Origin of the sequence: Paenibacillus xylanivorans, assembly GCF_001280595.1 — a bacterium.
Lineage (GTDB): Bacteria > Bacillota > Bacilli > Paenibacillales > Paenibacillaceae > Paenibacillus > Paenibacillus xylanivorans.
The window spans coordinates 95,519-119,354 of the sequence record NZ_LITU01000078.1 but is presented as its reverse complement, the minus strand read 5'-3'; the positions used below and the strand labels follow the sequence as shown (position 1 = coordinate 119,354).

General features: G+C 45.2%; 21 protein-coding genes. 7 read left to right on the top strand and 14 right to left on the bottom strand.

What is annotated here, in order from left to right; all coding sequences use genetic code 11:
* Positions 1–44: 44 nt before the first annotated feature.
* Together AMS66_RS25280 and AMS66_RS25275 are read right to left on the bottom strand one after the other, a co-directional pair.
* Positions 45–1,148, bottom strand: coding sequence for a matrixin family metalloprotease (locus AMS66_RS25280; protein WP_053783409.1), 1,104 nt, complete (start codon positions 1,146–1,148; stop codon positions 45–47).
* Positions 1,149–1,437: 289 nt separating this feature from the next.
* Entirely contained in the window at positions 1,438–3,291 is a 1,854-nt protein-coding gene (locus tag AMS66_RS25275; protein ID WP_053783408.1) for a DUF4127 family protein, read from the bottom strand.
* A 354-nt stretch (positions 3,292–3,645) separates the two neighbouring features.
* Here AMS66_RS25275 and AMS66_RS25270 point away from each other — a divergent pair, with 354 nt between their 5' ends.
* Positions 3,646–4,128, top strand: a complete 483-nt coding sequence (locus AMS66_RS25270) for a hypothetical protein (protein WP_053783407.1) — start codon at positions 3,646–3,648, stop codon at positions 4,126–4,128.
* A 55-nt stretch (positions 4,129–4,183) separates the two neighbouring features.
* Here AMS66_RS25270 and AMS66_RS25265 read toward each other — a convergent pair whose 3' ends face one another.
* The 7 genes from AMS66_RS25265 to AMS66_RS25235 all read right to left on the bottom strand — a co-directional run bounded on the left by AMS66_RS25265 (position 4,184) and on the right by AMS66_RS25235 (position 10,198).
* Positions 4,184–5,137 carry a hypothetical protein gene (locus tag AMS66_RS25265; RefSeq protein ID WP_053783514.1) on the bottom strand — a complete coding sequence of 318 codons (954 nt, stop codon included), beginning with the start codon at positions 5,135–5,137 and terminating at the stop codon, positions 4,184–4,186.
* Between the two features lie 145 nt (positions 5,138–5,282).
* Positions 5,283–5,918: a VOC family protein gene (locus tag AMS66_RS25260; RefSeq protein WP_053783406.1), complete on the bottom strand. Its 636-nt coding sequence runs from the start codon at positions 5,916–5,918 to the stop codon at positions 5,283–5,285.
* On the bottom strand, positions 5,915–6,385 hold the full coding sequence (locus AMS66_RS25255) for a VOC family protein (RefSeq protein WP_053783405.1): 471 nt from the start codon (positions 6,383–6,385) through the stop codon (positions 5,915–5,917). Before AMS66_RS25255 ends, AMS66_RS25260 begins: the two co-directional genes overlap by 4 nt.
* A 66-nt stretch (positions 6,386–6,451) precedes the next feature.
* Positions 6,452–7,027 (bottom strand): NADPH-dependent FMN reductase, encoded by a 576-nt coding sequence (locus AMS66_RS25250; RefSeq protein WP_053783404.1) that lies wholly within the window; start codon positions 7,025–7,027, stop codon positions 6,452–6,454.
* 180 nt (positions 7,028–7,207) lie between these two features.
* Complete coding sequence (locus AMS66_RS25245; protein WP_053783403.1) at positions 7,208–7,930, bottom strand: response regulator; 723 nt, start codon at positions 7,928–7,930, stop codon at positions 7,208–7,210.
* 18 nt (positions 7,931–7,948) lie between these two features.
* Complete coding sequence (locus AMS66_RS25240) at positions 7,949–9,619, bottom strand: GAF domain-containing sensor histidine kinase (protein ID WP_053783402.1); 1,671 nt, start codon at positions 9,617–9,619, stop codon at positions 7,949–7,951.
* Between the two features lie 96 nt (positions 9,620–9,715).
* On the bottom strand, positions 9,716–10,198 hold the full coding sequence (locus tag AMS66_RS25235; RefSeq protein WP_053783401.1) for an ArpU family phage packaging/lysis transcriptional regulator: 483 nt from the start codon (positions 10,196–10,198) through the stop codon (positions 9,716–9,718).
* Between the two features lie 800 nt (positions 10,199–10,998).
* Between AMS66_RS25235 and AMS66_RS25230 the strand changes: the two genes are divergently transcribed.
* The 3 genes from AMS66_RS25230 (at position 10,999) to AMS66_RS25220 (ending at position 13,886) form a co-directional block, all read left to right on the top strand.
* The gene (locus AMS66_RS25230) at positions 10,999–11,445 is read left to right on the top strand and encodes a helix-turn-helix domain-containing protein (RefSeq protein ID WP_082350897.1); all 447 of its coding nucleotides are present in this window, start codon (positions 10,999–11,001) and stop codon (positions 11,443–11,445) included.
* Positions 11,446–11,487: 42 nt separating this feature from the next.
* Complete coding sequence (locus tag AMS66_RS25225) at positions 11,488–11,895, top strand: ImmA/IrrE family metallo-endopeptidase (protein WP_053783399.1); 408 nt, start codon at positions 11,488–11,490, stop codon at positions 11,893–11,895.
* 191 nt (positions 11,896–12,086) lie between these two features.
* The gene (locus AMS66_RS25220) at positions 12,087–13,886 is read left to right on the top strand and encodes a 5'-nucleotidase C-terminal domain-containing protein (RefSeq protein WP_053783398.1); all 1,800 of its coding nucleotides are present in this window, start codon (positions 12,087–12,089) and stop codon (positions 13,884–13,886) included.
* Positions 13,887–14,498: 612 nt separating this feature from the next.
* Here the strand turns inward: AMS66_RS25220 and AMS66_RS25210 are convergent.
* Positions 14,499–16,280 carry a proline--tRNA ligase gene (locus AMS66_RS25210; protein WP_053783396.1) on the bottom strand — a complete coding sequence of 594 codons (1,782 nt, stop codon included), beginning with the start codon at positions 16,278–16,280 and terminating at the stop codon, positions 14,499–14,501.
* Positions 16,281–16,695: 415 nt separating this feature from the next.
* The gene (locus tag AMS66_RS25205) at positions 16,696–18,642 is read right to left on the bottom strand and encodes an FAD-dependent oxidoreductase (RefSeq protein WP_236703621.1); all 1,947 of its coding nucleotides are present in this window, start codon (positions 18,640–18,642) and stop codon (positions 16,696–16,698) included.
* A 442-nt stretch (positions 18,643–19,084) separates the two neighbouring features.
* On the opposite strand from AMS66_RS25205, the gene AMS66_RS25200 reads away from it, so the two are divergent.
* Positions 19,085–19,756, top strand: coding sequence for a 3'-5' exonuclease (locus AMS66_RS25200; RefSeq protein ID WP_053783395.1), 672 nt, complete (start codon positions 19,085–19,087; stop codon positions 19,754–19,756).
* Positions 19,757–19,811: 55 nt separating this feature from the next.
* Here AMS66_RS25200 and AMS66_RS25195 read toward each other — a convergent pair whose 3' ends face one another.
* The 3 genes from AMS66_RS25195 to AMS66_RS32995 all read right to left on the bottom strand — a co-directional run bounded on the left by AMS66_RS25195 (position 19,812) and on the right by AMS66_RS32995 (position 22,019).
* On the bottom strand, positions 19,812–20,777 hold the full coding sequence (locus AMS66_RS25195) for a helix-turn-helix transcriptional regulator (protein WP_053783394.1): 966 nt from the start codon (positions 20,775–20,777) through the stop codon (positions 19,812–19,814).
* Between the two features lie 162 nt (positions 20,778–20,939).
* The gene (locus AMS66_RS25190; RefSeq protein ID WP_144424608.1) at positions 20,940–21,644 is read right to left on the bottom strand and encodes a hypothetical protein; all 705 of its coding nucleotides are present in this window, start codon (positions 21,642–21,644) and stop codon (positions 20,940–20,942) included.
* Positions 21,645–21,851: 207 nt separating this feature from the next.
* A complete protein-coding gene (locus tag AMS66_RS32995; protein ID WP_181014165.1) occupies positions 21,852–22,019 on the bottom strand; it encodes a hypothetical protein in 168 nt (55 codons plus the stop codon).
* Between the two features lie 339 nt (positions 22,020–22,358).
* On the opposite strand from AMS66_RS32995, the gene AMS66_RS25180 reads away from it, so the two are divergent.
* On the top strand, positions 22,359–22,814 hold the full coding sequence (locus AMS66_RS25180) for a hypothetical protein (RefSeq protein ID WP_053783391.1): 456 nt from the start codon (positions 22,359–22,361) through the stop codon (positions 22,812–22,814).
* 18 nt (positions 22,815–22,832) lie between these two features.
* A complete protein-coding gene (locus AMS66_RS25175; protein WP_053783390.1) occupies positions 22,833–23,537 on the top strand; it encodes an AIM24 family protein in 705 nt (234 codons plus the stop codon).
* Positions 23,538–23,836 lie beyond the last annotated feature (299 nt).

The window sequence follows — 23,836 nt, the reverse complement described above, 5'->3', positions numbered from 1 at the left end:
GATAGATTAAGGCCCCTAATTAGATGGGGCCTTGACCTTGACTATTAATTAATGGAAGCTGAAACTTCATCAAAAGTAACTAAACGATTATCGTATAGGTTTTTAAACGAACTGTCACCCGTTTTAAATGATTGTACACCCTGTTTAATAAAGATACTTTCATCCTCATTAATAGGAATGTATACATTATCATCGATCTTTTTTAGATACAACAATACTTCTGTACCTTCTTGGAGTTCGGTAGAATTCTCATGGTAAATAATAGACGTATCTGTTTCTCCGCCAATTTGTCGTAGATTAATTAAATCTCCTTTTGAACCTTCTCCTTTGATGACATTTTCTATAGCTACCTCCGATTGGTGAAATGCTTCTTCGTTTTCACCATCATTTTTAATGAGAGGACTAAGTTTGTTTTTAACAATCCCACTCACAATAAGATCTGCATCATATGCACGAGCTTCGAGTGTGCTATAGCCAATAGCCCAGGAATAATGATTTATTTTCAAATCTTTTTGTGTGATTTGAGCCTTTTGAAGAACATTTTCGGGAACATCTAGCACAGGTTCATCACTCTGAGCTTTAGCAAAGTTATTATCATAAAGAACATTAATGGTATTTATGTCCCATGAAGTTGGTGACTTGTTTGGACGCCCGTCTACTAAAGCTCCAGAAGAATTACGTTCAAATGTATTTGGAGTCATAACTGTAGGATTACCAAATGGAGCATGATCCAACCCAAGAGCATGACCAAATTCATGAGTTGCGATACCCTCTACATTGTCTGTATTGTAATGACTTTGCGTTGTGTAGTATGTATTAACCCATGTTTTCATAGTGGAATAGTTTCCAGTTATAATACTAAATGTCCATTCCGCACGTCCATCCCAAGTAACGCCACTGTCAGATTTATTGCCCGCAGTAAATTTAGAATTCGTACCAGCTTTTAGAAAGACATCAGTAGATAAGTTCCATTCATCTCTAGCATTTGTCCATATGTTTATGTAGAAATTATTAAAACCATTGTTTTGATAAGTTATATTTCTGCTTCCCCAAGAGTAACCAGTTACTGGAGTCGCATAAGCTTGTATGTTACTAAACAATAATCCTCCTAAGCCGCATAATAATAACGCTTTCTTAATATGTTTCATACAACCACTCCTCCGTTATTGGATTTTTTTTCCACAAAAAAAACTATAACCTTGAACATACAAAAGTGTCAACAAAATACAGACAAAATAGCACTTTTATACTAATTTTTTCCTGGTGGAAGTTTAGTAGAAAAGTGCTAATCTTTAATCAATTATTGAATTGAACAAAAATAAATTGAATTAATTCCTGAATATACTGATCATTTTCATACAAAAGATAGCATCCTAATCTTTCTTTATGGATGCTCGCCACATTCCACTTCCTAAAACACAAATTAAAAAATATAGCTTATTTCAGCGAAACCTTGGGATTCAACGTAATCTCAAACGCACGTCCCCAGATGAAATCGGGATTCGTATATTCCAGCAGCGCGCTGCAATACTCCGCATAGACTGCTTCGCCATTACAGATTTGTTTGATCGCCACATTCCCTTGGGCAAAAGCTGGTTTTCCCTCCAGCGTCGCTGTATGGGTCTGCATCAGATCCCTGAGTAAATTCTGCAGATGAGCGTAATCCTCTTCAGAGTTAAACAGTGACATATTCTGATCCGCTAGGGTTGCCACATTGGTATACAGCGCATGCGCTCTGGAATACGTACGGATGTCTGCAATCGCTACTGCCTTATAGTAGTAATCTTTCAGGAAGCGTTTGAACAACAATGACCCCTGTGCATTCATGGCATCTCGCAACACATGAGCATGTTTTTCCGTTGTAATCAGAGCATAACGGGATTGTCCCATACCCACAGCCATACCGATTTTGTTTCCCGGCGTATTCCATGCACTGTAACCCAGAACCCGACCCGTATGCGGACTGTTCAGGAGTGCTTCGGCTACATCGACGTTGGCTGGACCTTTTCCTACAAAATCAATCAAAACCGAAGGTAGACCCTTCTCACTATTACTCGTCAATTGCGCCACAGCCGCCTGCACCTGATCCAGCGCCGTAATGGCAATAATCTCAATGTCCACCGGACTTTTACCCGGTTTTCCTGGATGACGGTTCGTCATGCGATCCAGCTCAGACGCCATGTCAAACGAAGAAGCTTCACCCACAGATGAGGCACTTCTCAATTCATTTTCATTTTGATTATCGGAAGTTGTATCCGTTTCCACATCAGGCTCAGGGTAGGCCGAATCCGCTACAACCACACCACCTACAATATCCACATGGCGCACCACATTCTTGTGCAGATCCATATATTCGTAGGCATTGATAATCGTGGAACCATGAGGGCCGAAATATTTAACCGCATAACGTGTCTTCGCCCCGCCGCGAAGCAATTGGTTAGCCATGCGTGCCACCAGAGCGTGACCCAGGCCATCCGCATCTGGAAGGATAATCGCCCGATCCGGATTTTGTCCTTCCGTCCCACCGAGCCATTCATTGATCCGTGCTTCCACATAATTGATCTCATTAATTTGAACGCCTTGCGTATTCGCATCGTCCACACCTACGGCGAGAAAGTCAATATATCCTTTTCGAGCAAGCTTATCCAGAATATACAGATTCGTTTTGAATTTATGTTGTCTGGTGCTGTAGTACTGTTCTTTATTAAAATGCGTCGTTTCCCCATATTCCGTAGACTCTGGAGAAAGGTTGTACCCGTTCACAATATCCTCGAATGCCGTAAAGGATTGCCGCGGCTGCTGCATCAGTGCACGAGATTCGTTGTATGCATCCAATGCGAGACCATCTGCAAATGAAGTGGTAGCGAGTCGCATAATGGTATCCATCACATACACCGGTTTGCGCGGATATTTCTTTTTAATGGCTTTAATCACATCGAGCAAACGGGTTGTGTCCTGATCATAGTTCGGATATGCGCCACCCTCATCTTCACGAAGCTGACGACTGCCGATCAGTCCACCATATGCTAGCATATCCGAAGAGATGATGAATCCATCCACTTTGGCAGCATGCTTCAGAATAAAATCGTGAATGTTGGACGGATTGCCATACGTAGGCGTAGACGTTCCAAGCAATGTTGTGCCTTCGACCGTTTTCTCGGAGTCCAGACGATTTTGAATGTCACCCAGGTGCGGTGTAATGATATGGATACCGGCTGCTTTTCCTTGTACAACGACGTCATCCAGATTCGCTGGACGATCATCCAGTGGAACATACAATACTGTTTTCATATCCGAAAACCTCCTGTTAGATATATTCAGTCTTTCTTTAGTACCCGATCAGAGCAAGTTTGCAATCACCGCATAAAAAAACGGCCCCCCAGGCCGGTCTGTACATTAGCGTATGTGCTTATCGGGATATGTCACTTGCTACTGATCCGATAATACAATCTTACATGTTTAAATCGGCCGCGCTGACGGTTATCCGTATGGATTACGTCTATTTGTTGTCGCCCTCACGGTGGTTAAACGTCGGTTTCTTGCAGTGATTTCTTACAGATAATGCAACCAATCCATTCCTAATGCTGTTTATATGATAATAAGTAGCCTTTCAAACCTTATTTACAATAAAGGATGGATACGATCATGAAAAAAACGGATTACTTCTATCTGTGGATCGCTGTCACCAGTTATATGGCTGGCCCCGTTATGTATGCGTTGACATTGTACACCTTTTATCGGGAAACAGATGTTATAACTCCATCACTCATTGGATGGACCGCTGCAACATTCTCATCTGTTGGTATCCTGTTTATCCTGGTCACAGTCATTCTGCTTCGAGTGTTCAAAATCTATTATTTCTGGTTGCAAACCCTGCTATTTGAGTTACTTTTCCTTGTGCTCGTCTATATGACCACTGTTCTTCTTGGAGCTGGAAACACGGGACTGCCCATGCTGTCCTTTCCATTTACGCCCGAGGGCATTCCCTTATGGATGTTCTGGGGGAGTATTGCACTTATGAGTTCTTGGGGAATATGGACAGCTCGTCAACCCATCCGAAAATTACCTTACATGTTAGCATCCAAAGTTATTCTGATCCTGTTTATCCTTGAAATTTGGCTCCTTTAAAAAAATAAAAAGGAGCACTGCCTCCTCAGGCAATGCTCTCTTGAATGTATGTTTCTCACGCAATAATATAGCGGAAGTTTTCCCAGCTTTCCGGAACTGAATTTCCGTTTCTGGCATGATGGTAGAAGCTGAATGGAAATTTGAACAGATGGCCTCCATGCCAATCGCGGGAACGTCTGTCGGTGAGCCAGTATTCTAGTTCATGTGGAAGTGCAACAGAGCGTTCTGCACGGATCAATGGCAGACGGTCAACTGGAGATTGCAGCGTTGGCATCTCCTGTTCAACATCCACATCCCGGCTCAGTCGCAGCGCCTTGACCATCCTGAGAAAAGGCGGTATTCCTTTATGGAACAAAGCAGGATAATCGAGTTCAAATAATATATTAAGCGCGTGCCCGTAGGTTAGCATGTGGCCGATCAGATCATGATGTGCTTCTGCCTGATAGATGGTACAAAATGCGCCAAGCTCATCCAGAATCAGCCGGGACAATTGTTCCGGGCGTTCTATATCAGGGAATCCGTCTGCCTCACTTAACTTCAAGCTGCGAATTTCTTTCACAGTTGTGTTTACCCAGGATCTACCTGGAATGGTTCGCTCAAAAGAATCAATAAGTGCAACCATTTGATCCATGTCATACTCCGTGCCCCAACCATCCAGTTCCCGAATGGCTTTCAGGCTGAGGGCACCGTAGATGGCCTGATGGCCAACCCAGTGCAGCTCTCCGATCGTTCGATCCAGTGCCGCCGTAATAAGCGCTTCGGCCTCTTCCCTTGGCAATACACCTCCCTTCTGGGAGGTCAAGCCATCGTTCAATCCATGCTGGCGAAGCATCGCTTTCGCTTCAGCCGTAACACTGCCCGCCGCAAGGGCAGTGAGACGATTTTCACGCACCCAAAAATAAGCCGCAATAGCTCCCGCCCCATAATGGGCGTGCCACAAATCTCCTGTACGCTCCCGACTGGACACCATAATATCCAGCCCTTCTTCCAACAAACGTCGATCCAACATGCCACCACCCTTCATCGATGCGAATCCTGATACACAAACAACCAGCGACAGTTATTTTAGCAAAACACTTCTTTTAAAGCGTTTACTTCTATAAGATGATGCAAATGGTTCACATATGACCGTTTTGCCTGCTGTTCCGCGCATTTTAGCCGATTCGAAGTCTCCCAACATCACGAATGGACACTTCAAATGCATACATCTGTGCTTGTTGCTCCGAAAAGAACCAGACGCGTTCCTTCTTCACCACAATAAACAGTCCGTTCACATCCCCTACAGGGGCAAAGGTATCACTAGCCTCACCCCATCGCTTCAACCCCATCTGCTCAAGTTCATCCACCGTGGAAAGCACATCTTCCGTAACTAACCCCACCTCACACACCTGCAGCAGATCCTTCTCCGAAAAGGGGCGGTCACTCTCGTTATGAACGGTATGATGAGCAATCAGCTCCAGAATGTTACCGACAGGATCTTCAAAATAGAGCGAATTCGAGTTCCAATTGGTTGAATAAGTCTCATCCTTACCTTCATATACGCTGAGACGGACACGTGCCGCTGCCCACGCTTTGGCCTCCTGAAAACGATTTGTTGGAATCATCCAGGCAACATGATAAAAAGGTTCCTGCTCCGTTCCACTCTCAGCGAATATCATCTTCGTCAAACCGACTCGAATCGTAAATGAATGCTCGGACTCCTCAAGCAACTCCAATCCCAAAGTATCCACATAAAATGGTTTGATGTCTTCCAGTCGTGCTGTATATAATTTGACTTCTTCAAAAATCATGCTGTGTCCTCCTTCACCCGACCGTGCATCTTCTCCCACTCACTCCAAGGCACCATGCCAAGTTCCGGCTTCGCTTCATCCGGGAGCATCGATATGAATTCCAGGGAATGACCATCCGGATCGGTAAAATACACGGACACAGCAGGCATCCATCCAAAGACATACAACTCGCCAATATCATCATCCAGAAAATTATGCGTCTTGATCCCTTTATCGTCCAGATAAGTGACCGCTTGCTTCATGTCCTCCAACGCTACCTGAAACGCAAAATGCTGACGCTGCACTTCAGCAGGGTCCTTTTGCCACAGTCCCAGCATTGCGTTGCCTTCACCGCCAATCCAGTAAAAGGAGTTTCCACGCTCCTGCTGCCCATAGGCATGCCGTAATCCAACGATCTGTTCATAGAAATGATGGGATTTCTCCAAATCCGTTACGTTCAGATGAGTCTCAAATATGCCTTTAATCATGATGAAAACCTCTTTTCTCTCTCTCTCTTTATCTATGGTTAGCATCCCATACCCTACTTCCCTCTCTTAACTCCCGGACGGTTTCCGTACTGAAGTCAACGTCTCGGAAAGGTGCAAAAATGAACCAAGCACGCGTTTGATTCGATCTTCAATGTCCTGACTGCCTTCAAACTCTTCGTATCCGTCAAACGTTGCTTCAAACCGTCTCCGCTGCGCACCACCAATGGAAATCCACTCCTGCGCGTTAATCCCGTGCAAATTGCGAATGATCGCCTGCAGCTGCAAAAGTGAACTTACCCCTACCGCGCCTCCTGCTGAGCTGATGGACAATACTGGTTTACCACTGAAATGAGCCTGGCTCAGGTGATCCAATGCATTCTTGAGTACACCGCTGATGCTGCCGTGATACTCTGGCGTAGACAGAATAATAGCATCTGCCGCTAGCATACGCGTGTTCAGGTCGGCGAGGTTCTGATCATCGTTCTGTTTTTCATCCGGTGCATAGAATGGGAGCGGTCTTTGATACAAATCAAACAGGCTGGCTTCATGTCCCTGACCGCTGATAACCTCCACGGCATATTCCCCTAAACGTGTACTTGTTGCATTTTTCCGATTACTGCCTGCCAAAATCATGATATTCATTTATGTCACTCTCCTAAATGTTAATAGACTTTCCTTCACTGCGTTATAAATTTCGATACTCTCATCTTACCGTGCTTCCGTCTCGGAATCGTCAGCAGATAGACTTAACTTGCAGTACAAAAAAACTCAACCTTTGGGTTGAGTTTCTACGACTTTAGTCTGAGAATATTGAAAGATGGATCAGACGACCCAGCCATTTCTTACGGCATGAAGCGCAGCTTGTGTCCGGTCTGCCAGTCCCAATTTGTCCAGAAGATGACTGACATGGGTTTTCACCGTTTTTTCGGTAATGATTAGTTTTATGGCAATCTCTTTATTACTCAATCCTTGTGCGATCAGTCCCAGAACCTCTCGTTCCCGACGGGTGAGCATGTCCGGTCCATGAGAGGTTTCTTTTCCGAGCCCACCCAGCTCTTGTTCTGGAGGCCGAGTGGGCGTATGGGGAATTGCACGCCCATGGGCTTCATTCATCGATAATTCAGACGAAGCCATTACATGCATTAATTGTCCGGCTGCCGCCGGATGAAGTTCTACCTGTCCCGCGTGTACATTGCGAATGGCAACGGCAAGATCCTCTGGCTCAATATCTTTTAGCAGATATCCCTTCACTCCTGCGCGTACGGCTGGTACGACATGATCCTGATCCGAGAAGGACGTAAGTACGATGATACGGATTCCAGGCAAAATCGAACGAAGCCTTCTCGCCGTCTCGATCCCGTCAAGCACGGGCATATGCAGATCCATTAACACCACATTCGGATGCAGCTGTTCTGCTTGTTCTAGTGCTTCCTGTCCGTTCGAGGCTTCTCCGACGACTTCCATATCTGGCTGTGTGGACAAAAAAACGTGCAACCCGCGTCTCACCATTGCATGATCGTCAGCAAGTAATATCGTAATCGGCATGTCTTCTTCCCCCTGACTTTATACAGATTCGGACGGGAGTGGAATGACTACCGTTACCGATGTTCCCTTACGCGTTGAACTTACAAGTTCAAGTCTGCCACCCAGCGATTGAGCCCGTTCCCTCATGATGGACAGACCAAGTGAACTGGCAGGCAAGGCATCACGCCTTTTGGCTCCACCTTTCCCCCGATCTGTAACGATGAATACCGCTTCATGATCGCTTAGGTGGAGGGATATCTCAGCGGAAGTAACTCCCGCATGTTTACGTACATTATTGAGCGCTTCCTGTCCAATACGCCATAATCCTTCCTCAATACTTTGAGGCAAGGATCGCATACCTGTCCGGTGCACAACGACCTGCAACCCCTGTCCTGTACCATATTCCTGCAATGCACTGAGCAGACCAGACTCCAAACCTGCCGGGCGAAGCTGCATTATCAAGGCACGCATTTCCTTCAAGGCTTCCTGTGACAAGGAACGTATATCCTTCATCGCTTCCGCGGCCGGATGCAGCTGTAGTGATCCGGATAACATGCTCTCCGCACCTTTGGCTGTTAGGGACAGGGAGAACAAAATTTGATTCACCGAATCATGCAAATCCCGTGCCAGTCGATTTCGTTCCTCCAGTCGGGTTAATTCCCGGCGTTTGTAAACCAGTCTCAGACTTTCCCACGAGGCTGTTATATGTTCAGCGAGTGCATCAAGAACCTCACGATCTGCCTGAAGGAAACCATTGGAAGAACCCAAGCCAACCACCAGTACTGCCGTTTCGCCAGGAGAACTTAATGGGATAGGAGCGGCCAGGCCCGAAGCCAAAACGGACATAGGGAGGCGGGTATTGCAAAGTGCTGAAACTTCTTGAATCTCCATTGCCGCTAATACCATCGCACGATGAGTATCAATCACACGATGCATGTGACTCTCCCTCTCTGGAGAAAGTTCAGAAAATGTCGGCATTTCGAACTTACCAAGAATATGAGCGGCCTGTACCATAAAACTTCCGTTCTTCTGCGATAACAGTGCAACAAAAGGCCAGTCATAATGCTGCCCAAGCAGTTGTACAACCTTCTTCGCCATGTCGTCTGAATTGCTGCACTCGTTCACCGCAAGGCCCAACGATCTGCTGTACTCTCCCAGTCTGGCATACAGATCCGCTCGCCTTTGCTCCGCGCTGTATAATCGCATCCGCTCCATTGCACTGCCTATCTGGTAGGCTACCGCCTGCAAAAGTGCCAGCTCACTATCACTAAAATGCTCTTTGCCCGGAGCAGCAACATTCAGCAGTCCCAGCATCTTCTCCCCCGAGCGGAGGGGGACCGTTGCATGATGGGTAATGTCATGTGTATCTCCCCATTGATGATCGACGGCATCCTCCAGACGTTTGCAGTTAATAATATTGACTGCATTGTCCAATCTCCCGTCGCGGAAGCGATTCACGCACCAGCAAGACCCGCAGCGCATCGGCTCCTTGTCATTATGCAGCAGAGCAGGAGGAAGACCGTGATCAGAAATACAGACGTATTCTCCCTGAGTATCGATCAGGAACACCCAGCCCGCAGTCAATCCCGTCAGTTCCAACAGTTTGCCGAGCACCGTATCCAGCATCAAATTCAGGTCGTTGGAAGTGTTGAGCGTTTCCGCGATCGTCTTCAGTGTGTACATCTCCTGCATTCCGGCTTGTTCCGTCATGCGGATTCCTCTCCTTTGACTGATCCTTAGTTTTGTTTTTCAATTATTGTATACAATCAGCGAAGGATATAAAAGGATGAACTTCTGGCTTCACATCTAGCCCAGCTTCTGTCGCTCTTTGCGAGATGCAGATAAAGGCTCCATATTAATCAGACCACGGTCCGACAGAGCCAGCGCCATTTTATAGAAGGCACGCGTTCGAATCTTCGTATACGTATCCTTGCTGACAGGCGGATCAAACACATGGTTGTACACTTTGTAGTCAAATACATCGTCATCCTTCAAATAACGTTCGCTGACGAGTACACGTTCCTTCTCGCTCAGTCGAGATACTACAAAATCAATCGTATCGCAGTAAGCCTGACGTGCGCGCTGCACATCCACATTATAAATTGCCGTTCTGGCGGTGGAATCCCCGGTCACATTCGTTGCACCATGGAAACGCTCAGCGTAACTCGCCGTCACCATGACCTCTCGTTCTTCAAAAGCAATCGTTTTATAAATCCGGTATTTTTCCAGCGCGGCTTCAACAGCTGTCTGCGTTTTGCGTCGGTCCAATTCGGGCAGCATCAGTTCCATATTCATTCTCCTCCTTAAAGGGTCAGTTAAACTCGCATTCATCTCATCTTTGGTATTTTGTATTATTCAATTCCAGTCGCTTACGGGTACAATAGGTAGACGAATAGAACCTTTTCGATCTATCTATTGCTGATTTGAATCGCTCTTTGGATTAATACAAAATACTCCTTTTATTAGGATTATCCAGTTCTCTGAAATAGTAACGGCATTTTTCAATTTTCCCTGTTGCCTTTTGGAATCAATTTAAGCCAGCGATGAAGCAGGAATAATTCATTTTCCCGATCACCCAACTCGTCTCAACTTTACATTTTGTTCGTATTTTGTTCGTATTTCTATTTGAGGATACCACTTTCTGGGGATCGGCGTAAACCTTCATTTTGGGTCGTTTTAACTATAAAATAAAACCCGCGCTCTCATTTCCTTTACCTTTTGGCATAATTGTTTCATATCCCTTTACCTAATGGTATATATACGATATAGTACAGATAATTAAAGATCCTCGTATAAGTCATTCTCTAGTTTTAATATTGAGAAGGTACATTTGAATATTCGATGAGGGCAGTATTGGCACTTCAAAGAGAGTGGCAGTAGTGAAGGAGACGGAATCGATTCTGAAAAAGCGAAGCGTTCGCCTTTATCACCGGATTTCTCCCTTTTAGGAAAGGGAAACAAAGAAATCTGGGGATAACAGCGATTGGAAGAACGATCCGTATCCGGAACGGGGCATCTGCAGATCCTGTGCCTTTACCTTCTCAATATTAATTAGTAATACACTTGTACGAATCAAAGGAGTGGCATGAATTGTGGAGCACGCTTTTGGTCCTTATCTGAAACAACTGCGCGAGCAACAAGGATACAGCATCAATCAGCTCGCCGAAGCAGCAGGAATCAGCAACTCGCAAATTTCACGCATTGAGAATGGGGTTCGCGGTGTTCCCAAGCCCGCCACCATCCGCAAAATCTCTGACGCACTCTCGGTTCCTTACGCTGATATGATGAAACAGGCCGGATATCTGGAAGTCTCAAATACAGCAATCGAGCTGCAGGAAGCTCCGGATTGGGCAACGTACAAGGACCGTCGGGACTTCAAAAAGATGCTGGAGGACGAGGATGATCTGATGTTTGACGGCATCCCGCTGGATGATGAGGATAAGAAACGAATCAAGGATGTCCTGACAGGACTGTTCTGGGAAGCAAAACAGATGAACAAACGTAAAAAAAAGAATGATCCGGACGAGCGCCCATGAAGCATTTCAAGCTGAACAAACTAAAGCAGCAGGTGAGATGATATGGATGACATTGTAACAAAGCTGATTCGAAAACACCGGACAAACTGCCCTTTCAGCATTGCCAGAGCCATTGGAATACAGATCCGGTTCACCAATCTGGGCAAGTCTACCAAAGGACTGTATTTCCGCAAGCTCCGTCGCAGATTTATCGTTATTCACAATGATTTACCGCCGGAATGGCAGCGTTTCGTGTGCGCGCATGAACTTGGACATGACCGATTGCACAAAGGCATAAATCGGTTCTTTCTGGAGGAGCACTCCTATTTTGCACCAGGCAAGCTGGAAAGACAGGCTAATCGTTTTGCCATACAGCTTCTAACTTCCGGATTGATGCCTGAGCCGGATGAATCACTGGAGAAATTTTGTTTACGTACAGGACTGCCACGTGAAGTGCAGCATTTTTTTTAGTCTTTTTTAAGAACATACGTTCCTTAAAAATCAATTTATCTCTTAATCTTCCACTATGGAAATCAGATGTCACTTTCAGGTTACCTATTTTTACGCAAATCACGAGATTTCCAAATAGTAGTCTGGTAAAATACAACATGAGTTGTGCAAACGCTCAAGAGATTATTATTTATGGGAGGTTACTGATTCATATGAAAATCTGGAAGACTTACGTCTCACTTGTGTTAACGCTCTGTCTGCTGTTTGGCAGTGTAGGCATTGCCGCTGCTGCAACGGATACCACTCCGGGCACAGGTAAGCACATTACTATTCTACATACGAATGATACGCACGCACGCGCAGTTGAATCCTCACCTGCGATGGGTTTCGCCAAGGTTGCTGGAATTGCGGACAAATACCGTAGCGAAAACCCAAATACCCTTCTGCTGGATGCCGGAGATGCAGTGCATGGTACAACCTTTGCTACACTCGTTAACGGTGAGAGCATTGTCAAAGTAATGAACGAAATCGGTTATCAGGCAATTGTACCGGGTAACCACGAATTCAACTACGGTTCCGAGCGCCTTATCGAACTTGCGGATATGATGAACTTCCCAATGCTCAGTGCCAATGTGAAAAAGAAAGACGGAACTCGTCTCTTCGATCCTTACCTCATTAAAGAAGTAGACGGCGTGAAGATCGGTATCATTGCGCTGACTACACCGGAAACGATGTACAAAACGAATCCGAAAAATGTGGAAGGTCTTGATATTACAGACCCATCTGCGGAAGCCAAAGTTCTCGTGAACGAAATTCGCAGCAAAGTAGATGTTGTTGTTGTATTGGGACACCTTGGACAAGACGCGTCCAGCACCGATACTAGCTTCAAAGTTGTAAAAGAAGTGCCTGGAATTGATGTATTCATCGACGGTCATAGCCATACGGTTCTGCAAGATGGACTTGTATCCGATAACGGAACATTGATCGCCAGCGCTGGAGAATATACAAACTTTGTAGGCGTGATCGACCTGTGGGTTGACGGCGGTAAAGTAACGAAAAAACAAGCAACACTGATTGATGAAACTGAGGCAAAAGACATCAAACCGAATGAGAAAGTTGCCACATTGGTGAACTCCATTCAGAAAGAACAAGAACCCATTCTGAAAGAAGAAGTAGCCAATACAGCGATTCTGCTGGACGGCAAACGTGAACAAGTACGCGCAGGTGAAACCAACCTGGGTGACCTGCTGGCAGATGCCATCCGTGACATCAGCCAAGCCGATATCGCACTCACAAACGGTGGCGGTATTCGTTCTTCCATTGAAAAAGGTATCGTAACTAAAGGTGATATTATTACTGTACTTCCTTTTGGTAATCAGGTTGTAACGCTTGAAGTAAAAGGCTCCGATGTACTCGCAGCCCTTGAAAACGGTGTAGGATCCTATCCGGAACCAAGTGGCGGATTCCCACAAGTATCCGGCATGACATTCAGCATTGATTCTTCCGCTGCCAAAGGCAGCCGCGTACACTCCGTCATGATCGGAGATAAAGCCCTTGATCCAAAAGCAACGTACACAATGGCTACGAATGATTTCACTGCTGTTGGTGGTGACGAGTACACTATGTTTGCGAAATACACAACGTCCGGCATGTACGGTGCTATGGATGAAGCGTTGATCGAATACATGCAAAAACTGGGCGCTGTAGATATCAAAACAGACGGCCGAATCAAGGAACCCAAAGCTCCTGCGGTTGAACCGGAAGCTCCAGTAACAGAAACACCAGCACCAACTACACCGAAACCAGAGACACCAAAACCAGAAACACCATCGAAACCGACACCAAGCAAACCAGCTCCAGCCAAAGTGCATGTTGTTAAATCCGGAGATTCCCTGTATTCCATCTCCAAACAATACGGCACAACTTGGCAAGCTCTGCAAAAGCTGAATAAAATCAAAAATCCACACTGGATTTATCCAGGTCAACAATTGAAACTTCCTGCAGCCTCTTAAGATCAGAGAAGAGCAGATAAGATCGACTATTCCCATGGTGCGACAGTATTAGGAACAGATAGTTGTACCTACATGAACAAAAGGGTGTCCCTCATGCCTTAACCGGCTGATGGACACCCTTTTCTATTTTACTAATTCCATCAATAGATGGTCATCTAACTAAGTTCAACATTCCACGTTTTTTTGAATATAGCTTTGCTGCAAAAATAAATCTCTTGATTCACTTTGAGAAATCCCTTCATCCCTTGTCCCCAACCATGGACTATAGAAGATATCCTCATAATTGCCACTCTCATGCGGATATTTCACTTTTGAATCGACATGTTTATCGTCTATGGTTTGCATATTTGCACATCCATACTTTACTGGCACACCACATCTGTAGCTCTTATGAACAAACCTAATGTATACAGAATACAATTTTTCAAATTCTAGTTACTTTGTATGACAATACGCAAATATTGTTGTATCCTTATGTGACTATAGCCCTCTTTTTAGCGCTTTAATCCGTTACATAACAACAATCCACTCTTACCGCATAATATCCGGACCTATTATATGTCATTCTATTATATAGAGACACGTAGCTTGGTTCCATAAGGATGACTGTTTTTAATTCCGGACTGTAAACTGTTCCTTCACCTGAATTACAGCCTCTTGTGCCGTCATACTGATTCGTTTGGATTCACCTTGTGCTGCAAGAACATGCGATCCAAATTCCACCTGTCCCTCTGCCGCACCTCGGCCAATAACAACCTGGACAGGCAACCCGATCAATTCCGAATCCTTGAATTTCACCCCTGGGCGTTCATCACGATCATCGACCAATACACTGTATCCGGCATCTATAAGTTGTTGTTCCAGTTGCAGCGTAAGCTCGCGCTGCTGCTCATCCTTCCAACTCATTGGAATCAGATGTACATGATAAGGTGCGACAGTTGCTGGCCAGCGGATACCCTCTTCTCCGGCATATTGTTCAGCAATAGCCGCCATCAGACGAGACACACCGATACCGTAACAACCCATTACAGGTGCACACTGCCGTCCATTGCGATCCAGGAAGGATGCTCCCATGGCATCACTGTACTTGGTTCCCAGTTTGAAGATATGCCCCACTTCTATTCCTTTTGTGAATACAAGCGATTCTCCACAGGTTGGGCAGCCGTCACCTTCAGCAGCAAAACGGATGCGCCCTACGTTGTCCAAAGCAAAATCTTTACCTGGACGAACATTCGAATAGTGTACATCGACTTCATTCGCTCCTGTAATTGCATGTTCCATAACAGCGACATCCGCATCCACTACAATCGGTAGATCCAGTCCAATGGGACCCAGGAAGCCTACAGTTAATTTCGGATGACCCGCAAGTGCAGTTTCATCAGCCAGGATCAGCTCCTCTGCACCTAATACCTGCTTCAGAGCGATATCATTCACTTCATGATCCCCGCGAACAAGCGCAGCGACCAGTTGACCATCCGCTTGATAAAGCAACGTTTTGATCATATTCTGAGCATCCTCACCCACAAAGGCGCTTAACTCATTGATCGTACGTACTCCTGGAGTTTGAATACGAACCAATGTGTCCCCTTCGGCATTCCCATCAGCTTTATCAGCTGTAGTGGGAACAGCAGAAACTTCTGCTTGTCCTGAATTATTAACAGAAGATCCAGAAGTCTCATATCCTGCCTTCTCCAGATTTGCGGCGTATCCACAATGTTTGCAGGTTACGATCGTATCCTCTCCCACATCGGCAAGTGCCATGAATTCGTGGGTCTCTCCCTGACCACCAATGGTGCCCGCATCGGCCTCCACGCGAATATATTCCAGTCCACAACGCTCCAAAATGCGTGAATATGCGGTATTCATGGCCTGATAGGTGCGATCCAGCTCTTCCCAATCGGAAGCAAAAGAGTACGCATCCTTCATGATGAACTCCCGTCCCCGCAGCAATCCAAATCTTGGACGACGTTCATCTCTGAATTTGGTACCAATCTGATAAAGTGTAAACGGCAGCTTCCGATAGGAATTAACCTCATCACGAGCCAGTGCAGTCACAACCTCTTCATGGGTTGGACCCAGGGCGAATTCTCGTGCATGGCGATCCTTCAAACGCATCAGCTCAGGGCCATACTGTGTATATCTTCCGGATTCTTCCCATAACTCAGCCGGCTGCATGATTGGCAGCAATACTTCCTGACATCCTGCACGGTCCATTTCTTCCCGAACGATTCGTTCGACATTCAGCAAGATACGACGCCCTAAGGGCAGGTAACTGTATATCCCTGCTGCGAGTTGGCGAATCATGCCAGAGCGCAGTAACCAGCGATGCCCTGCTGCATCAGCCTCTGCTGGTGCTTCACGTAATGTTGGAACAAGCATTTCACTTTGACGCATCTTGTCACACCCCTTATCCTTCTAATTGTTATTGTGAATCAGGTTATAAACAGCAAAAAAAACACATCCGTCAAGGGACGAATGTGTCGTGGTACCACCCTTATTTAACTGCACTTTGCCGGCTGACCTGGCATTAGATCACCAAGGCATTCGCCATAAATGGTTCTCCGTTTGCAACCTAATCGCAACGTGAACATACAGTCCTTCAGGGCATAACGGGCCCATCCGGCGGAGGTTACAGACCGTGTGGGCCTTCTCCTCCGCAGCTCGCGAGGTAGGAATAACGAAACAGCAACAGAAACCTTGCACTAAGCAGTTTCCTCTCTGTAGAAGCTGGCTGACGTAATTATGTCCTCATTGATCGCTGTTATCATTTTTGATCACCATAGTGTATTTACAAGACATTGTCAACCATTTACTCGAATACAACCCCCGAATAATATTCCATCACATCACGGATGAGCATGTACGCGTCTCCATTAGTAAGCTTGTTTGTGTTTGCTATACCAGCAAGCGTGTCTTTGCTTACGAAGTTCTGCATTTGCAATTGAGTAAGTGCCAATTCAGGTGTAGTTTCAGCTTCAGTAGCTCCCATTGCCAAACATAGCATATACGCAGCCTGATCCAGGGTTAAAGGTAAAGCGGAAGCATTCTTCATGCTCACAACAACTTTATCTGCACTGGCTGTATAAAAGCTTGGAAACATGGCTTGCAGTCTTTTCAATTTACTTAAGAACCGTTCCGGATTCATAGCCGTATCCAGATCCCAACCATCATTGTTATAATTACCTGAAGTCATGTACATACTTGCGGCAGCGAGTAACCCCCTATAATCCTTATGCTCCATGTACTCGGGCTTCTCGAAATTATGCATCGATAGATCCATCCCTTGTTTCTCCAGCATCTTACGCAATTCGTTTGCACGCTCCTCGGAAGCTGAGAGTTCCCGGAAGGACTCCTTGTGTACATAAGCCAATTTGACCGCTGCTCCAGCAGCTTCTCCAGTAGCCATCCCCAGAGGGACAACCCTCGCACTGCCATGTGGAATCGTGTCATAACTTGCTGCTCGTCCAACTACTAACAGACCATCAACCTTCAATGGAACAAGCGAACGGAAAGGTACGCCATATTGAACTGGACTCAGCATAATTGTGCCGGGATTGCCCACACTCGTGCTCTGAATATCGATATCGTAAGAACCATAACCAATAGCATCCCAATGATCACGATTCTCCATAACATCAGCAAGTGTTAGACGGTACTCACCATAGATGTGACGTGATTCTCTCACGTAGAGCTCATCGGCCGTTCCGGCATATTGAAGCCCCGAAAATTCCTCGTAATTTTTCTTCAAATAATCAACGATCAACGGTGCTTCCTTCCGCCCTATTTCCAGACCCTCTTCCACAGATGAAGGATCCAGCGGATCTACTCCAAAGATCTGCATCGTATTGATCAAGATGGTATCATCGTTTTGTCTCCCAATGTTCAGACTGCGAATCTTGATGCGTTGCGGATCGGTCGATTCATATTTTCGCGCATCACCGTATCCCCAAGCACTCATTTTATCAACACCCGTACCTTCTCTTTCCCTGAACTTCTGCCATACTTCATCTGTAACACCACTTAGCTTAAATACGAGCGTAGAGACCATCTTGGACTTGCCATCTCCAATGTCTTGTCTGCCTATGGAATATGGAACCCCAGCAGCAGCTGCAATATCTGCATCCTGAGTAGCGTCAATGATTGAACGTGTTGCAATTTTTATAATAGTTCCGTCTTCTTTGGTTATGTTCATCCCCATAATTGTAGTTTGCCCTTCCGAGGCAGAGTCAGTAATGGGCTCCAAATGTTTAACATTCATCAAAAGGTCAATATTAGGTTCGGAATGAATCATTCGATAGAACACGTTAGCCGCTGTATGGGTATCAAAAGAACTGCCCTCTATTTGGTCAAACCATTCCTGAAAAATCCCTTTATTCAGAAAATCAGGCTGTCGCAGGCTGCTCAACCATTGTGGCTGATCAGGGGAGTAATTCAAATCTAACGTATTAAGTCCCCCTTCGGTCATCAACCCTCCCAGCATGTTGCGATCTCTCGCTTCAACCAACAATACCCGCATCCCATTGCGGGCAGCAGATAACGCAGCCGTAATTCCCTCCGGATCAGTTCCAGCAACAATAACGTTATAAGAGTCGGACAGCTTTGTCGTCGATTGTATAATCTCCAGTGGTTGCCATACATAATTATTATTGAATTTATAGTTCTTGTTCCAGATATAAAAGGCAGCATATGCTGCACAAAATAAAATAATAAATACTGCGGCCGTAACTGCTGTTACTTTCATTTTTTTGCTAACCAAATAATTAATCCTCCACTATGTAATGTAAATTCACAAAACTATCGATGTATCACTAACTCCAATATTCTTCCATCGAAATGCTATTATGTCCTCCTCTCTAACCATAAAAATGTCCATAAAAAAAAACACTCCCCAACGGTTTGCACCTTGTCAGGAAATGTTGATTATATCGGTCACATGTCATGATTAAGATCCTACGATTGTGCATAACAATGACAACAAAAACTTGGACTGCATCCTAACTTTATCCATTATAAAGACCCCTTTAGGTAATGTAAAGCCATGTCAAACCTATTTATTTCATATAAAATGAACCTTCAAAACTCCCCAACTGTTATGACTCACTCTCCATGAATTCCTGAGCGATGGCTGACATGGCCGTGCGTTCCCTGTAATATAGAGAAATAGAAACCATGTATTAATTGATAAAGGAGTTTGTCCTATGCCATATATTATTTACGATCTTGAATTCACGGTAAGTCGCAATACACGTTACTCTTCTGAAATTATCGATATCGGTGCCGTCAAAGTAACGGAAGGTGAGAACGGCCTGTGCGTATCAGACACGTTCCATACTTATGTTCGTCCATCCAATAAATCGGTGCTGTCTGCCGATACAATTCAGTTTACGGGTATTACGCAAAAAGACATCGACGCAGCTCCCCTTTTTCCAGAAGCGCTGAATCAATTTATTGCCTGGATGGGAAGTGAATCCTATTATATGTGCTCCTGGGGACCGGATGACCGTACGAAACTGATCTCTCATTGTCGCACTCATCAGCTCGATGTAGCCTGGATCACTAACCACAATGATCTTCAGCAACAATGGTCGCGCACGGTGCGCAAAGAAGGGAAATTCCGTCAACTCGGACTGGCTCAGGCTCTTGAACTATGCGGTATTGAATTCGATGGAACCCAGCACCGTGCTTTGGATGATGCCATTAATACAGCCAAAGTATTCATGCATCAATTTGACCAATTCAACCTGGAAACCAATTGCGCCGCAGATGATGAAGGCATCACGTCCAAAGTGGTCTATTCCAGCAGTACAGAAGATGACGACAATGATTCCCCTTTTGGTAACCTTGCACACCTGTTCAAGACCAAAGAGTAATTTGCATACAACGCATGTTGAACAAAGGCGAACCAGCCATGACCTGCACAGAAGTTCAGTTGTAAATCTCCCTCCAGCGTTCCAGACGTTCTTTCATTATGAGGCGGTATTTCTCGGGTTCCAGAATTTCGGCATCGGGTCCATATTGGGACAGCCAGGTTAGAAACCCTTCTTCATCACTCAATATGGCCTCAAACAACAACGTGCCTTCCGGTTCGATCGTCAAGATGGGGCGTGCAAAAAACTGCTCCTGCATGACACGCTCTACAGCGTGCGGCGAAAATCTGATCTTGAATGCAGTCCACTCCGTACTGCTGCTAAGTTCCTGTGGTGTACGGAAGTGAGATTGTAAAAGGTAATCATCTTTGCGGAACGTGCGTGGCAAAATTCGAACCCTGTGCAAACGATTTACTTGAAATATTCTCAGTTTCTCTGACAAGTGACAATACGCCAACAGATCAAATCGGTATTCACGAGGAATAAGACAGTAGGGATCCATTCGCGCAATCCCCTTTTTACCTTGAGACAGATATTCTCCTTCAATAGTGTTCTGGGAAATTCCGGCCTGAAGCAAACTCACCAGTGAATGATTCAGAAGTTCGGTACTTTCATTTTGCCATGCAGATGTACCCACTTTGAATAACCCGCTAATTTGCTCAGACCATTCCACTCGCTCTGTTTTGTTTTTCTGACTCGAAGCAACCACTTTCTCATACGCGCTCTCAAAAGCAGGCTTCAGCAACGGACGAATATTCTCCATGACTTCTGCCAGGTGCATAAAGGCTTGAGCTTCTTCATCAGACCAATTCAGCGGATACATGGCAAAATGGCTGATAAACATGTATCCTCTCCCGTGTCCCATATTGGCGATGGGGATATGCATTGCACTGAGGGCCTCCATGTCGCGGTATATCGTCCTTTCCGTTGTCTCGCACCGCTCGGCAAGCTCACGGGCCAGAATACCCGGCTTGGCCTGCACAAGAGTTATAATGCGCATTAATCGGATCAGTCGGTCTGTCATTTTGCCGGACCCTCCACGATGTTGTTTCAATAAATTCGATACAACTCCATCCATTTTTTTATTATTATGTTGTTTAGTACATTCGACTTATTCCTTGACTTCACCTTCAAAAAATTATGTAGAAACATTCCTTGCCCTACCATCATCCCTAGTTCTTTATCCCTATTCACCTAACATCGTTTTTCCGCGATTATGAACCATGGAATTAAAAGTAATTCCGTAGTGGTGCCGAAGTTTCTCCACAATTTCGGCTTCCGCATAATAATCCAGATCCTGTTTGCGAGCCGCTTCAATTAACAAAGCATCTGCGTGACGACGCAGCAGATCACTGCCCTCTTGTGTACGACCTCTTTCATAAGCGCGCAAAGCTTGTTTAATCAGAGGAACGGTTTCGTTTAATTTGATCGTCTTCTCTACCTTGGGATCTTCCGGCTGGCGCAGCATGCCCAGATGACTTGTGTATTGAATATACAACTGTTCTCTGCGCAGCAGCACTCTTTGGCTTTGTTTCAGCTTTCGTGTACTCCAATAAGCTGAACATACGGCACTTTTCCCTGATACACGAGGTCCCATGGCGAATTCGAGCAAGATTTGTTTACTCTCTCCCTTGTATACATCTCCGAGTCTTAGAACCCAACCGATATCCGTTTCTTTGGAACGACAGCCATAGATACCCTTGAGCTGAATTCCAAATTCCGGTTTGAGCAAAAGTTCCAAGTCTCTCGACACAATTTTGGGTGCTATTTTCCTGAGTCTTTTGGCAGGGGCTCCGTTTCGCCACTCCACCATCATATATACGGGGTCGGCTCCCCCTGTCGGTATGGCCTCTCTATTCCACGAATAAGATACTTCAAAGACTGAGTTCACTGGTAGTCTCTCCCCCGATTTATATGTATTATCTTCTAAGTTATCAGGGTAAATGGACACTATATTGTCACGGAACATATGTTCGCAGGAAATTTTTCCATAATATTAGTTTCTTCTCCCTAAATCCGCGTAATTACGACAATAAACGACGAAAAAGCTTGGCAGTATGCCAAGCTTTTAGACCACTTTTATATGACAAGTCCCAACTTAAATCGTAGATGAATTCATTCCCATTTTGTGTAATTTTTGTACAGATCCAGGTTTTGTGATTGGAGCATAAGTAATACTGTCGATAATCAATTCACGCCCGATTGGCTCACCATTTACAGTGATCATAATTGTTTTGGTCGTTGCAGCTTGTTCAGTTGTGTACATACGTTTCTACTCCTTCGTATTCACGATCTTTATAAAAATCGGATATATTGATTTCGCTCATTAAATTACAGATTTCGTTATTATGAATAGCATGCACTCGGAGCTGGAGCAAAGGAATGATGTGGAGACCGTCCAAAGTGCCGCCCTGTCCTTTTATTACCCCGAAGTTCTTAAAATTAAACAATATCCTCATGTATTGATTTATTCTCATATAGGGTAATTAAAACTACATCATCTTGAACCCATTGTCCCGGTTTTGACGTATAATGTAAGAGCCGTATTTCAACAAATGACGACGAAATCGGCAAACGATTATGTAACCGAAAGAAGGTGCCATTCATGCCAAAATCCATTCAGGGTTATTTCATTCGGGTGTTATTCACCACATGTGTATTGTTTACTGCTTCTTTGACTTCTACAGTCAGTGCAGCGAATGCCAATATATTTTCAGATATCTATAGTGGATGGGAACGGGTTTCTGAGCTTCCTGGAGAAGTAAATGCTTTGCAGGAAAGCTACAAACAGACGCTGGAGCAATTAAATCAGACCTCTGCCCAATTGGGACAAGCCCAGGCTAATGTCGAAGCATTCAAGGCTCAGAACGAGTTGCTGCTGGCACAAAACGAGAAACTGACCGATATGGTAAGCAAATTGCAAAATGATCAGGATGCCAAATCAGCAACTGCCAAACGCATTCAGACGATGATTATCACAGCCGTTTCTCTCATATTGGGATACTTTATTCTGATTCGGGTGATGCGCTGGGGAATGCGTCGACGTTCAGGCCGAGTATAAAAGAACAGGAGCAACCGCATGCACATACACCTGAACAATACCGAAGCTGGCGGAGCCGGACAAGTAGTCACGTTCTCGCTGATCCAGGACGACCGCCTGCATATTCTACACCCCCAGCAAATTGTCGCTTTTCGCGGCCCAAGCAGCAGTCGCAATGATAAATTCATGAATATTACGGGGATATATCGCAAAAAAAAGCTGATCAAATCCGAAATTACCGGTCCTTGTCAATTTGTGGCCGCCCTGCCTCCCGGATTCACCATGAAGGAAGTTGAATTGAGCGAGAACAGCGATCTGCTGTACGACTTCCGCCACCTTTTTTTCTACTCTGACGGCGTAACGATGCATACCAAAATTCAGAAAATCAAAAACATGCTGATCACCCGGGACGCAGTGAAAATGAAATTTTCCGGCAAAGGCAAAATCGGATTGCTGACACAGGGTCAGGTCTGCCAGCAGGAACTGCACCCCACTGCACCACTGTACGTAGATGCAGGCAGTATTATCGCCTATCCCGAGAACGCGCAGCTTGAACTTACCGTGTACGGGAATCACCTTGCCAGCCAGCATATGAATTATCATTGGAAGATGACAGGACATGGCTCTGTACTCTTTCAGGCTGGCCGTGAAAACCATAGACTGCAACAGGATATGAACGATGAAGGCTTATTCAAGCGCATTCTGAAGGAAGTCATTCCTTTTGGAAATGTATTGATCAAATAAGTCCGAGTGACATTCCGCTCGGATTTAAATGGGTTCTCATGGAAAGCATGCTTACTATAATAAAATTGTGTTATACTGTACCGGACAATTGAAGAAGAAAATCCATGCCTATGGCATGGGAGAGGTTCGCGAACTCCCTCTATAAGACTCGACCTTCATTAAGGTCAAAATAGTCTTGCGTACATTTTAGGTAACAACGTACGTAAAAAACTAAGGACACTAGATCGTGTCTGCTTTTTTTGAAGCAGCCAACGAGAAGGTGTGTTTTTTGATGGATGCCAGTTCATGAACTTCTCTGT